This is a genomic window from Ruegeria sp. BB7 (genome assembly GCF_056539365.1).
The window spans coordinates 67,123-79,834 of sequence record NZ_JBQFUV010000003.1 but is presented as its reverse complement, the minus strand read 5'-3'; the positions used below and the strand labels follow the sequence as shown (position 1 = coordinate 79,834).

Sequence of the window (12,712 nt, the reverse complement as noted above, 5' to 3'; positions counted from 1 at the left end):
AAAATATCTCGGAGCGCGAGGCAGAGCCTCGCAAAAAGACAAACCGTCAAAAACCCCTTTCCAAACACAGTGAATCAAGCTAAGGACGCGGCTTCACGCGGGTATACAGCCTTGGAGGATGCCCGCCCTAACATTGGAGAATTATCATGGCTGGAGAGATTCCTGATCTCGTAGCTCTGGAACGGACGGGGACAGGCAAGGGCGCCGCTCGTCAGGCACGCCGCGATGGCATGGTTCCGGGCATTGTTTTTGGTGGCGATAAAGAGCCGCTGCCGATCCAGATCCCGTTCAACGTCCTGTTCAAGCGTCTGAAAGCAGGCCGGTTCAAGTCGACCCTGTGGAACCTGAAGGTTGAAGGCCACGAAGACGTCCGCGTCATCTGCCGCGACGTTCAGCGTGACGTTGTCAAAGACCTGCCGACCCACCTGGACCTGATGCGCCTGCGTCGGACCACCAAGATCGCGCTGTTCATCCCCGTTGAGTTCATCAACGAGGACGAAGCACCCGGCATCAAAAAGGGCGGCGTTCTGACTGTAGTCCGTCCGGAAGTCGAACTGATGTGCACCGCCGGTGACATTCCTGAAAAGATCGTCGTTGACGTGACCGGAATGAACATCAACGACGTTGTCACCATTTCTTCGGTTGAGCTGCCCGCAGGCACCAAGCCGACCATCGACCGCGACTTCGTGATCGCGAACGTTTCGGCACCGACCGGTCTGTCGACCAGCGACGACGAAGAAGGTGAAGAAGTGGCAGCAGACGAAGTTGAAGTCGTCGGTCAGGAAGAAGCAGAAGAATAAATCCGGATCCAAATATTCGGATTTTGAAACGGGGCTCACTTTGAGCCCCGTTTTCTTTTTGCGTACCGGGCTGGAAAGTGAATGGCATTCCGTGCCATCAACCCCCTGCGCTGCACAAGGACGATACTATGAAACTGTTTGTCGGATTGGGTAACCCTGGGTCGAAATACGCCCACAACCGGCACAATATCGGCTTCATGGCCGTGGACCGGATTGCCGAAGACCGCAGTTTTGGCCCATGGAAATCCAAGTTTCAGGCCGAGATCGCCGAAGGTCGTCTGGGCAGCGAAAAGGTGCTGCTGGTCAAACCGCAAACCTTTATGAACCGCTCGGGTCAAACCGTGGGCGAGGCGATGCGCTTCTACAAGCTCGATTCGACCGACGTAACCGTCTTTCACGATGAATTGGACCTTGCCCCCGGTAAGGTCCGCGTCAAGGCGGGCGGAGGGCATGCCGGGCACAACGGACTGCGATCGATTCACGAACATATCAGCCCGGCCTATGATCGGGTGCGTTTGGGTATTGGCCATCCGGGCCGGAAGGAGATGGTCTCACCTTATGTCCTGGGTGACTTTGCCAAGGCAGATGCCGATTGGCTGGACGATGTGCTGCGAGGCGTAGCTGACGGTGCGGGGTATCTGGCCGATGGGGATAGTGGTAAGTTCATGAACGCGGTCGCCCTGCGCACCGCCCCGCCGCGATCGTCAAAATCACCTGCAAAGCCATCAAAGACGGCATCCAAGCCCGCCCTTGAGCCCGAGGTGGACGAACGCTCGGCCATGCAAAAGCTGCTGGACAAGTTCAGGTAGGACTAGTCACCTTGCCGCTACGTCCCGATTGCAGATTGGCGTTCGGCGCGCTCCAATGCGGCGGGGAAAAGGGAGGCAAACTATGAGAGCTGTGTTGAAATGGATGCTGCGTATCCTTTTGATGCTGGCGCTGGCCGCAGTTGTTGTTGGGTTCTGGAAACGCGAAGAGATTCAGCGCCTGATGGCCGTGAACTCATTGTTTTCCGAAGAAAAGATCGTTCATAACTTCTCTAACATGGACAAAGCTTTCTTGACGGTCAGCTTACCACGCGGGAATGGGCCAACTTGGGAATTGCCATACGGTCCCGGTTTTGAGCTGCCAGAGGGTACTGACAATTGGATCGAGGACCGCGTCGTGACCTCTCTGCTGGTCATGCAGGACGGGCAGATCCGGTTTGAAGAATACTATCTAGGCACTGGCCCCGATGATCGCCGAATTTCGTGGTCGGTCGCCAAAAGCTATCTCTCGGCCCTGTTCGGCATTCTGCTGACAGAAGGTGCGATCCAATCGTTGGACGACCCTGTGGTGAAATACGCGCCTGAATTGCAGGGTACGGCCTATGATGGCACCTCGATCCGTAATGTGCTGAATATGGCAAGCGGCGTCACCTTCGACGAGGATTACTTCGACCCCAAATCAGACATCAACCGGATGGGGCGCGTCATTGCCTTGGGTGGCGAGCTGGATGATTTCACGGCATCGCTGCAGGATAGCTTCGCAACACCGGGCGAAACTTGGCAATACGTGTCAATCGACACCCATGTGATCGGCATGGTGATACGCGGCGCCACCGGGCGCAGTGTGACAGAGTTGTTGACTGAGAAGATCATCCAGCCCTTGGGGCTTGAGTATGATGGCTATTATGTAACCGACGGTGCCGGGGTTGCCTTTGTGCTTGGTGGGCTGAACTTTACCACCCGCGACTTTGCCCGATTTGGTCAGATGATCCTGCAGAACGGCAGACACAATGGCGAACAGTTGGTGCCAGCGGACTGGATTGCCGAATCTGTTCTGCCCAGTGCCCCGACCGCGCCAGGTGAGATTGGCTATGGCTACCAGTGGTGGATACCCTTGGGCGCGCATGAAGGCGAGTTTCTGGCCCGTGGCGTTTACGGCCAATACCTCTATTTCGATCAGCCGCGCGGCGTTTTGATCGTGACGACCGGAGCAGATCGCAAGTTCCGCGATCCGGGCATCAACGAGGCTAACATAGAAATGTTCCGCAAGATCGCTCAAAGCCTGTAAGGTGGGCTCATGCAAAAACAAGACAGTATCAATGTGTTGGGCGGAGTACTCGCCCCCTGTTCAGGTGACCCGCTGACCGGATTCTTTCGGGACGGGGCCTGTAACACATGCCCCGAAGATCAGGGGAGTCACACAGTCTGCGCAGTCATGACTGCCGAGTTTCTGGCCTTTTCGAAATATGTCGGAAACGATCTCAGCACGCCGCGCCCCGAGTTCGACTTTCAGGGCTTGAAACCCGGTGACAGTTGGTGCCTGTGCGCCGGTCGGTTCTTGCAGGCCCATGACGAGGGTTGTGCGCCCAAAGTGCATCTTGAGGCCACTCATCAGCGGGCGCTGGATGTAGTGCCGTTGAACATTCTCACACAACACGCCGCCAATCAGGCCTGATTACCCGCATCACCCCGTTAGCAAACACAATACGACCCCCATCTGTCTCCAGATGAGGGCCGCCAAATTTTCGAAAATTGATGGTTTACTAGTCCGCCGAGCGGCCTTCGGTATCCGACATGTCAAAGTTCAGATATTTGGCCACGGTCTGAACGTCCTTGTCGCCCCGCCCGCACATGTTCATGCAGATCAGGTGATCCTTGGGCAGTTCAGGCGCGATCTTCATCACGTGTGCCAGCGCGTGGCTGGGTTCGAGCGCTGGGATGATGCCCTCGGTTGCGCAGCATAGTTGGAAAGCCTCCAGCGCTTCTTTGTCGGTGATCGAGACATAGTTTGCCCGACCAATATCGTTCAGCCAGGAATGTTCAGGACCGATACCGGGATAATCCAGACCGGCCGAGATCGAGTACCCTTCCAGAATCTGCCCATCATCATCCTGTAGCAGATAGGTGCGGTTGCCATGCAGCACGCCTGGACGGCCGCCGGTAAGCGAGGCGCAATGCTCCATCTTTTCGTTCACGCCCTTGCCGCCGGCCTCGACACCGATGATGTTGACCGACTTATCGTCGAGGAACGGGTAGAACAGGCCCATCGCATTCGAACCACCGCCAATGGCGGCAATGATGGTGTCGGGCAGACGGCCTTCGGCCTTCTGCATCTGTTCCTTGGCTTCCTTGCCAATGATCGACTGGAAATCGCGGACCATCGCCGGGTACGGATGCGGACCGGCCACGGTGCCGATGCAGTAGAACGTGTCGCGCACATTGGTCACCCAATCGCGCAACGCGTCGTTCATGGCGTCTTTCAACGTACCACGACCCGAGGTTACCGGAATAACTTCGGCCCCCAGCAGACGCATGCGGAACACGTTGGGTGCCTGACGCTGCACGTCATGCGCGCCCATATAGACCACACATTTCAGACCGAACTTGGCACAGACAGTCGCGGTTGCCACGCCGTGCTGCCCTGCCCCGGTTTCCGCAATGATCCGGGTCTTACCCATGCGCCGCGCCAGAATGATCTGACCCAACACGTTGTTGATCTTATGCGCGCCGGTGTGGTTCAGCTCGTCACGTTTCAGATAAATCTTCGCACCGCCCAGGTGCTCGGTCAGGCGTTCGGCAAAATACAACGGCGAGGGTCGGCCCACGTAGTTCGCCCACAGATCATCCATCTCAGCCCAGAAGGTTTGATCGTCCTTGGCCTTCTCATATTCCTCTTCCAACGACAGGATCAGGGGCATCAGCGTTTCGCTGACGAACCGTCCGCCAAAAATACCAAAGCGGCCCTGCTCGTCGGGGCCGGACATAAAGGAATTGAAAAGATCGTTGGCCATGGGTGTCTCCATCGTCGTACCCGTTGTTCATAGGAGGTGGCGACGGGATTTGCCATGGCAAAACGCACTAACCCGCTGCTTGATAATTCTGCTCCCAGACCTGCAGAGCCTGATCCCTGCTTGGTACGCCCAGACAGGGGAAATGATAGAAACCGTTCAGATCGGCCAGACGCTCTGCAGCCTGCATGAGCTGTCGATGCGGGCCGGAATAGGCAAAGGTCAGCATCGCCTCGGCGTCGTGCCAGACGCTCAGAGAGAAATACAATCCCTGATGCGAAAACACCACCGCGTGAAGGCACAAAGGATCACCGCGCGCCTGATTGAGTGCTTTGTGCGCCCGCCAGTGAAATTCCGGTGCGTAATACCAACGTTTCAAAGAAACCCCGCCAATCGCTGCCAGCATGACTGCATCCTCCCCTAACGGGGATACGCAGCCACCGCACGATCAGATCACCGGGTTGCGTTGATAAAGGATTGGATCAGATCGACGTCCTTGACCCCAGGGGCGCTTTCCACGCCCGACGACACATCAACCTGCCGAGCACCGGTCATGCGCATGGCCTCAGCCACGTTGTCAGGCGTCAACCCTCCGGCCAACATCCACGGACGCCGCCAGTATTTGCGCCCTGCCAGAAGGCGCCAGTCAAAAGCCAACCCGTTGCCGCCCGGCAGTTCCGAATTGCGTGGTGGCTTGGCATCTATCAGCAATTGGTCAGCAACTTCGGAATACAGATCAATCGCGGCAAGATCTTCGGCCTCGGCAACACCTACCGCTTTCATCACCGGCAGGCCGAACCGGTCGCGAACCTCAGCCACGCGTTCGGGGCTTTCCTTTCCGTGCAACTGCAACATGTCCAGCGGCACAGCGGCGGTGATACGGTCAAGATCTTCTTCTGACGCATTCACGGTCAGCGCGACTTTGGCGACCCCGGCAGGCACCAAATGAGCCAGATCGGCCGCAGCTTGGATTTCCAGATGTCGCGGTGACTTGGGAAAGAAAACGAACCCAACATAGCGCGCCCCGGCATCAACTGCCGCGCGCACGTGTTCCGGGGCGGTCAGGCCGCAGATTTTCACGCTGATTTCAGTAGACATGCCGCTTAGCTGGCCTCGTCCAGCAGGGCTAGAACCTCGTCCTGACCTTCGTTCTGCTTTTTCTTGAGCTTTTTGACCTCACGCTCAAGCTTGCGAACTTCGCTTGTTTTCGCCGAGGCATCCCGTCGGTGCTTGTGCTCGCGAAGCCATTCCCACAGAAAGCCAATGATCAGGCCCGCGATAACACCGCCCAGTACCACCACGAACAGCGGCAGTGATGTGCTCAGGTTAAAGCCCAAAAGCTCGGCAAAAGGTTCCGGCATCAGCGTCAACTGAACCGACTCACGATTGGCCAACGAGACGGAAATAAGCACGACCCCGAGGGTCGCCAGAAAAGCATATCGAATGTAGCGCATCATGCCCTAGGCTTTACCGTTCAAACGGTCCCTAAGCAACTTGCCAGTTTTGAAAAATGGCACACATTTCTCTTCAACCTGAACAGTTTCGCCGGTTCGAGGGTTACGACCGATGCGTGCATCGCGTTGTTTAACTGAAAATGCACCAAATCCGCGCAATTCCACCCGGTCACCGCGCGCCATGGCATCGGTCACCTCTTCGAACACAGTATTCACAATCCGCTCGACGTCACGCTGATAAAGATGCGGGTTCTCGTCGGCGATTTTCTGAATCAGTTCTGAACGGATCATGAGCGTTACCCTCCCAGGTGACCGGTTAGTCATCTCTATTTATTTGGACAGTATAGAAAAAAACGAGGTTCGGGGGAACGTCAACTCTGTGTGCAAAGCCCTAATTTTCCAACCATGTCACGCGATTTTTTGCTTGTGAGCACAGATTTGTAGCCAAATGCATGAACGAGAGGTGAATAAAGCCCAAAAATCGGAACATATTGATTCGCAACAAAAACGGCCCCGCGTATCAACGCGGGGCCGTAAATTCGGTTTAGGCTTGGGCCTGAGCTTAGTCGCCGGACTTCAGCGCTGCACCCAGGATATCGCCCAGCGATGCACCCGAGTCCGAAGAACCGTACTGTTCCACGGCCTCTTTCTCTTCGGCGATTTCGCGTGCCTTGATCGACAGGCCCAGACGGCGGGTCTTGCTGTCGACGTTGGTGACGCGAACGTCGACCTTGTCACCAACCGAGAAACGCTCGGGGCGCTGCTCGGCACGGTCACGCGACAGGTCGGAACGACGAATGAACGACTTCATGCCTTCGTACTCGACCTCGATGCCGCCATCTTCGATCGCGGTGACTTCAACGGTGATGACCGAGCCACGCTTCACGCCGCCCACGGCTTCGGCGAACTTGTCACCGCCCAGGGCTTTGATCGACAGCGAGATACGCTCTTTCTCAACGTCAACTTCCGAAACGACGGCCGAAACCATGTCGCCTTTGCGGTAGTTCTGGATCGCATCCTCGCCACGCTCGTCCCAGGACAGGTCGGACAGGTGAACCATACCGTCGATGTCGCCTTCGAGGCCAATAAACAGACCGAATTCGGTGATGTTCTTGACTTCGCCTTCGACCTCGGTGCCCTCGGGGTGTGTTTCTGCAAACACTTCCCATGGGTTGCGCTGAGTCTGCTTCAGGCCCAGAGACACACGACGCTTGGCGCCGTCGATTTCCAGAACCATGACGTCGACTTCCTGGCTGGTCGAAACGATCTTGCCGGGGTGGACGTTTTTCTTGGTCCAGGACATCTCGGAGACGTGCACCAGACCTTCGACACCGGCTTCCAGCTCGACGAACGCGCCGTAGTCGGTGATGTTGGTGACGCGACCCTGATGGACCGAGCCCAGCGGGTACTTGGCAGCAACCAGATCCCACGGATCTTCCTGCAGCTGCTTCATGCCCAGGCTGATTCGGTGGGTCTCTTTGTTGATCTTGATGACCTGAACCTTAATGGTTTCGCCGATCGTCAGGATCTCGGACGGGTGGTTCACACGACGCCACGCCATGTCGGTGACGTGCAGCAGGCCGTCAACGCCGCCCAGGTCAACAAATGCACCGTATTCGGTGATGTTTTTGACAACACCTTCGACGGTCTGACCTTCGGACAGGTTGCCGATAACTTCGGCACGCTGTTCGGCACGCGATTCTTCTAGGATTGCGCGGCGCGAAACAACGATGTTGCCGCGACGGCGGTCCATTTTCAGAATCTGGAACGGCTGCTTCAGACCCATCAGCGGGCCAGCGTCGCGCACGGGGCGAACGTCAACCTGCGAGCCGGGCAGGAACGCAACTGCACCACCCAGATCGACGGTGAAGCCGCCTTTGACGCGGCCAAAGATTGCGCCTTCGACGCGCTGGTCGTCGGCATATGCTTTTTCCAGACGGTCCCATGCCTCTTCACGGCGGGCCATCTCGCGCGAGATGACGGCTTCGCCACGGGCGTTTTCTGCGGCGCGCAGGTATACTTCTACCTCGTCACCAACAGCGATTTCAGGGGCTTCGCCGGGATTTGCGAATTCTTTCAGATCAACGCGGCCTTCCATTTTGTAGCCTACGTCGATGATGGCTTGGCCGGCTTCGATCGCCAGAACCTTACCTTTGACAACAGAACCCTCTTCGGGTGTGTCCATTTCGAAGCTTTCGTTCAGGAGGGCTTCGAATTCCTCCATGGATGCGTTAGCCATGTGGCGTTGTTTTCCTTTACATACGTTTTTGCTGGCCGAGCGGTTGTCTCCGCCGGTCTTGTTCAATGCCTTCACCGGGCGTGATCCGGGGCGCATCCGATTACACAAACACAAAGGGCCGAGGTAACCCGGCCCTGCTCAGATACGTCATCCGGACGTTAACCGCCCTTGTTCAGACAGCGCGCGTATAGGCGGATTCTGCGGCGTGTGCAAGGGTAAAGCCCATATTTCCAAGGCTTGATCGAATATTGTCGGCGCGATCACGTCACCTGTTCCCGCCCCACACACCGGCGTCCCGGCGCAACATAGCCATTTCCACCGAATCCAGACGAACAATCGCAGCCGATGGATCGTTCCCACCACCCGCGTTATTCCATATCTTCAAGGCCGAGATCGGGCTCCACGGCAAACAAGCTTGTGCCAACCATTTCCGTAATTGCGGGGGCAACGCGTCATAAGCCTGCATTGGCGGTTTCTGCCGCTTACGACGCCTGAGATTGCTTTGTAGGTTGCGACCGGACTTGCCTGTCGGATGCGGTCGTCGCTGGGCTCTGCTCGAAGTCATTCTTTTTGCGCTCCACTTGAAGTAATGTTATTACATGTTAAAAACATGAGCACAATACGGACTGCGGAACAAGAACCGAGCCAAGACTACCGATCTCACATTCCGTTGATAAAACTGCCCTTTGGTTGCGTGCTTTGCGTCAACACGGCACCTGTGGATTCATACATGCAAACCGGAGATGTCAGTTCATGGAAGAATTTAACCTGATCGTTGCACAGCAACCCCAGTGGATTCAGATATGGATGAATATTCTGAGCTTTTGCGCCTTTGTGTTGCCAGTTACTCTACTGATCTGGAAGAAAACACGTCTGACGGCAATCATCACGTTGCTGGGCAGTATACTGGCCGCAGCCGGGGTTCTGCTGATCTTCAACCAGCTTGGATATGTCCGACTGATGGGACTGGGCCATGCCGTATTCTGGACGCCGCTTGCCTATTACTTGTGGAGGCAGCAGGGCCGCGAAGACGTGCCTACGGCCCCTAAATGGATCATTCGCGCAGTGCTGCTAACCATCGCAATTTCACTCGCTTTCGACTATGCAGATGCTATCCGATATCTGCTGGGTGACCGAACGCCAGTACCTGCTCCAGCGTAAAACCCATTCACCCGCTTCAGATTTCCTCGCCTTTTTTCAACAGTTCCTCGATCAGCTCGCGCTGAAGATTACCGCTGTCGCCCCCGCCAAATTGCTGCGCGCCACCGGAATAGAGTGAACCATAAGTCTTGGCGATATTCACTGTTTGCGCCAAGCCCGAAATCAACTGATCCTTCTCCAGCGGCGATAACGGATGAATGAAGGCCGCCCACAGCATCCCGTTGGCAATCGCATAGCGCGCATCCAAGGCGCTGTCGAAATTGGCTTGCATCATGCGCTGCATGTCTTCTGCGGTCAGGCCCTCGGCGCTGCGGATGGGAACCATGGCACGCATCCGGTCAGCGTTGGTGTCGGTGATGACCAGCATCGGCACATCCGATACGGTCAGCTGAAAGCCGGGGCCACTGGGCTGCGCCTCAGGGTCGAGCGCAAATATGATCTTGCCCAAGCGCTCATAGTCCATCGGAGGCTCAGCTTCTGGCGTTTCCTGAGCCGCCAGCGCTCCGGCCAGAAAAATCAGCATTAAGGCTAGTCGGATCATGGCATCTCTCCTGAAGGCTACAAGCTAACCATAGGAAGCCGATCTCACACTGGCCAAACAAAGCTTAGTGAAGAGTGTTTCCCGTATCGCCGCAACTTTGAACGATCTGCAAAGTTTGCCGAGCTAACTGCGATAGCTCGTTCAAAACCACCCGCCTAAATATGTTTCAGCGGTTGGCAGCCCCGTCAGCCCATTCCTGAACATGAAAGGAAAACGCAATGAAATCTGTGATCCTGAGCGCTTTGATCGCCACCTTGCCCCTAGTCGCTGCACCTGCATTTGCAGCGGATGAAATCAACGTCTCGAACGGTATCTCGGCCGCGGGGGCGCCGCTGGCCGCACATGGCGTCGATCTTGTGGCGCTAGTCAATGACGGCAATCCGGTCGAAGGCTTTGCCACCCACTCTGCCACCTATGGCGGTGCGTCATACTACTTTACCAGCGTGGCGAACCGCGAGGCTTTTGAGGCCAACCCTGGTGCCTACCTGCCACAGCACGGCGGGTTCTGCTCGTTTGGCGTCTCGGTCGGAAAGAAGTTCGACGGTGACCCGGATCAGTATCTGGTTGCGGATGGCAAACTTTATCTGTTCCTGAATGCCGAAACACGCGCGGCGTTCTTAGAAGATCTGGCGACAACCGCAAAAACCGCCGACGATCAGTGGGCGAGCATCAAAAGCATCGCGGTCGGCGAGTTGTAACCCCCCTGCCCCGCGGTCTTAAAACGCTGCGGGGCGTTTCCGTTCGATAAGCGCCACGGCCTGAGCCAAGGCGTCTTGGATGCTCAGATCGGATGTATCCAGCAAAACAGCATCATCTGCAGGCTTCATCGGCGCCGTGCTACGTTCGGCATCCCGTGCATCGCGTTCGCGCACATCTGCCAGAACCTGATCACGTGTGATATCTGTGCCTTTTGCGCTCAACTCAAGATATCGACGTTCGGCGCGCACCTCGGCGCTGGCGGTGACAAATATCTTCACCTCGGCCTCAGGGCAGATCACCGTCCCAATATCGCGCCCATCCAGAACCGCGCCGCCGGAACGGCGAGCAAACGCGCGCTGAAAATCGACCAGAGCTGCGCGCACCTCAGGGATTACCGCAACTTTCGAGGCCGCTTGCGCAATGTCAGCAGTGCGCAGATCGCCCTGTTCCAACTCCTCGGCGCTCAACGCTTCGGCAGCGGCAATAGGGTCGGTTCCGTCCAAAGTCCGGCGACCAACAGCGCGGTACAACAGACCCGTGTCCAGATGCGCAAATCCGAAATGCGCCGCGACCCCTTTCGAAATCGTGCCTTTGCCAGCGGCTGCAGGACCGTCGATGGCAACGGTGAAACTCATGTGCGTTCGACCTTGGCACCCAGCGCCGCCATCAGCGGTTCGAAAATCGGGAAAGAGGTCGCGATCGGCCCGCCATCATCCACCGAAACCGGAGTTTTCGCACCCATGCCCATAACCATGAACGACATGGCAATGCGGTGATCCAAAAAGCTCTCACATGTTCCGCCGCCAGGGACGTTACCGATGCCCAGCCCGTCGACCGACCACCAGTCTTCACCTTCGTCGACGGTCACACCGTTGGCGCGCAACCCGCGCGCCATAGCATCGATCCGGTCACTTTCCTTGACGCGCAGCTCTTTCACACCGCCCATCATCGTCGTGCCGGTCGCATTCGCCGCAATCACGGAAAGAACCGGATATTCGTCAATCATCGAGGCCGCGCGTTCCGGCGGCACGTTGATGCCCTTCATATTAGGGGAGTATTTCGCGCGCAGATCAGCGACTGGTTCGCCGCCCTCTTCACGTTCGTTCTCATAGGTCAGATCGGCCCCCATCTCGCGCAGAGTGGTGAACAGCCCCGCACGCGTCGGGTTCAGGCCAATCCCCGGCACCAGCACGTCCGAGCCGGGCGTGATCAGCGCCGCACAAACAGGGAATGCCGCGCTGGACGGATCGCGCGGAACAGCGATGACCTGAGGTTTCAATTCGGGGCGACCGGTCAGAGTTATCACGCGGCCCTCATCAGTATCCTTAACGGTGATTTCCGCCCCAAAGCCCGCGAGCATCCGTTCGGAGTGATCGCGGGTGGCCTCTTTCTCAATCACTACAGTCTTGCCCGGCGCGTTCAGACCGGCCAGCAGTACGGCGGATTTAACCTGCGCCGACGGGACCGGCACTTCGTAACGGACCGGAACGGGTTCTGCCGCGCCTACGATGGTCATCGGCAAACGCCCGCCTGAGCGGCCAACGGACTGTGTGCCAAACAGCGCCAGTGGATCGGTCACGCGCGCCATCGGGCGTTTATTTAGGCTGGCATCACCGGTAAAGGTCGCGGTGATCGGACAGGTCGCCATCGCGCCCATGATAAGCCGTACACCGGTGCCCGAGTTACCACAGTCGATCACCTGATCTGGTTCGGCAAAACCGCCGACGCCCACACCATACACTGTCCATTCGCCACTACCGTGATCCGTGACTTCAGCCCCGAACGCGCGCATGGCCTTGGCCGTGTCCAGAACGTCCTCACCCTCCAACAGGCCGAAAATCTTGGTTTCTCCCACGGCCATAGCCCCCAAGATCAGCGACCGGTGCGAGATCGACTTGTCACCGGGCACCTCTGCCGTGCCAGTCAGCGGGCCGCAGGGATGCGAGGTCATCGGGATGGGCGTGCCGTGTCCGGACATGGGGGCTCCTGTTTTCGCTATCAGTTCAAGGCGGATTAGCGAATTGGGGCCGGTTGGTCCAGCGG

At 57.3% G+C, this 12,712-nt stretch carries 16 protein-coding genes; 6 read left to right on the top strand and 10 right to left on the bottom strand.

Annotation, left to right across the window (positions count from 1 at the left end; all coding sequences use genetic code 11):
- The first annotated feature begins 146 nt into the window (after positions 1-146).
- From ACR0D7_RS08330 to ACR0D7_RS08315, 4 genes are all read left to right on the top strand, one after another.
- A complete protein-coding gene (locus ACR0D7_RS08330) occupies positions 147-800 on the top strand; it encodes a 50S ribosomal protein L25/general stress protein Ctc (protein ID WP_480678617.1) in 654 nt (217 codons plus the stop codon).
- A 128-nt stretch (positions 801-928) separates the two neighbouring features.
- Positions 929-1,609 carry an aminoacyl-tRNA hydrolase gene (gene pth / locus ACR0D7_RS08325; protein ID WP_480678616.1) on the top strand — a complete coding sequence of 227 codons (681 nt, stop codon included), beginning with the start codon at positions 929-931 and terminating at the stop codon, positions 1,607-1,609.
- A gap of 82 nt (positions 1,610-1,691) precedes the next feature.
- Complete coding sequence (locus ACR0D7_RS08320) at positions 1,692-2,855, top strand: serine hydrolase domain-containing protein (protein WP_480678615.1); 1,164 nt, start codon at positions 1,692-1,694, stop codon at positions 2,853-2,855.
- Between the two features lie 9 nt (positions 2,856-2,864).
- Positions 2,865-3,242: a DUF2237 family protein gene (locus ACR0D7_RS08315; protein WP_480678614.1), complete on the top strand. Its 378-nt coding sequence runs from the start codon at positions 2,865-2,867 to the stop codon at positions 3,240-3,242.
- 88 nt (positions 3,243-3,330) lie between these two features.
- On the opposite strand, the gene trpB is transcribed toward ACR0D7_RS08315, so the two are convergent.
- The 7 genes from trpB to ACR0D7_RS08280 form a co-directional block, all read right to left on the bottom strand.
- A complete protein-coding gene (gene trpB / locus ACR0D7_RS08310) occupies positions 3,331-4,578 on the bottom strand; it encodes a tryptophan synthase subunit beta (protein ID WP_480678613.1) in 1,248 nt (415 codons plus the stop codon).
- Positions 4,579-4,645: 67 nt separating this feature from the next.
- On the bottom strand, positions 4,646-4,981 hold the full coding sequence (locus ACR0D7_RS08305) for a DUF3291 domain-containing protein (protein ID WP_480678612.1): 336 nt from the start codon (positions 4,979-4,981) through the stop codon (positions 4,646-4,648).
- Between the two features lie 47 nt (positions 4,982-5,028).
- A complete protein-coding gene (locus tag ACR0D7_RS08300; RefSeq protein WP_480678611.1) occupies positions 5,029-5,673 on the bottom strand; it encodes a phosphoribosylanthranilate isomerase in 645 nt (214 codons plus the stop codon).
- 5 nt (positions 5,674-5,678) lie between these two features.
- Positions 5,679-6,029, bottom strand: a complete 351-nt coding sequence (locus ACR0D7_RS08295; RefSeq protein ID WP_480678749.1) for a lipopolysaccharide assembly protein LapA domain-containing protein — start codon at positions 6,027-6,029, stop codon at positions 5,679-5,681.
- 6 nt (positions 6,030-6,035) lie between these two features.
- Positions 6,036-6,320 carry an integration host factor subunit beta gene (gene ihfB, locus ACR0D7_RS08290; RefSeq protein WP_170385213.1) on the bottom strand — a complete coding sequence of 95 codons (285 nt, stop codon included), beginning with the start codon at positions 6,318-6,320 and terminating at the stop codon, positions 6,036-6,038.
- Positions 6,321-6,591: 271 nt separating this feature from the next.
- Positions 6,592-8,268, bottom strand: a complete 1,677-nt coding sequence (gene rpsA, locus ACR0D7_RS08285) for a 30S ribosomal protein S1 (RefSeq protein ID WP_039532111.1) — start codon at positions 8,266-8,268, stop codon at positions 6,592-6,594.
- Positions 8,269-8,533: 265 nt separating this feature from the next.
- On the bottom strand, positions 8,534-8,833 hold the full coding sequence (locus ACR0D7_RS08280) for a DUF6525 family protein (protein ID WP_480678610.1): 300 nt from the start codon (positions 8,831-8,833) through the stop codon (positions 8,534-8,536).
- Between the two features lie 188 nt (positions 8,834-9,021).
- On the opposite strand from ACR0D7_RS08280, the gene ACR0D7_RS08275 reads away from it, so the two are divergent.
- On the top strand, positions 9,022-9,429 hold the full coding sequence (locus ACR0D7_RS08275) for a hypothetical protein (RefSeq protein ID WP_480678609.1): 408 nt from the start codon (positions 9,022-9,024) through the stop codon (positions 9,427-9,429).
- A gap of 16 nt (positions 9,430-9,445) precedes the next feature.
- On the opposite strand, the gene ACR0D7_RS08270 is transcribed toward ACR0D7_RS08275, so the two are convergent.
- Positions 9,446-9,970, bottom strand: coding sequence for a hypothetical protein (locus ACR0D7_RS08270; RefSeq protein WP_480678608.1), 525 nt, complete (start codon positions 9,968-9,970; stop codon positions 9,446-9,448).
- A gap of 218 nt (positions 9,971-10,188) precedes the next feature.
- Between ACR0D7_RS08270 and ACR0D7_RS08265 the strand changes: the two genes are divergently transcribed.
- On the top strand, positions 10,189-10,668 hold the full coding sequence (locus ACR0D7_RS08265; protein WP_480678607.1) for a YHS domain-containing (seleno)protein: 480 nt from the start codon (positions 10,189-10,191) through the stop codon (positions 10,666-10,668).
- A gap of 18 nt (positions 10,669-10,686) precedes the next feature.
- Here ACR0D7_RS08265 and cmk read toward each other — a convergent pair whose 3' ends face one another.
- Both cmk and aroA read right to left on the bottom strand, forming a co-directional pair.
- Positions 10,687-11,304 carry a (d)CMP kinase gene (gene cmk / locus ACR0D7_RS08260; RefSeq protein ID WP_480678606.1) on the bottom strand — a complete coding sequence of 206 codons (618 nt, stop codon included), beginning with the start codon at positions 11,302-11,304 and terminating at the stop codon, positions 10,687-10,689.
- Positions 11,301-12,647 carry a 3-phosphoshikimate 1-carboxyvinyltransferase gene (gene aroA, locus ACR0D7_RS08255; protein WP_480678605.1) on the bottom strand — a complete coding sequence of 449 codons (1,347 nt, stop codon included), beginning with the start codon at positions 12,645-12,647 and terminating at the stop codon, positions 11,301-11,303. Before aroA ends, cmk begins: the two co-directional genes overlap by 4 nt.
- Between the last annotated feature and the right edge of the window lie 65 nt (positions 12,648-12,712).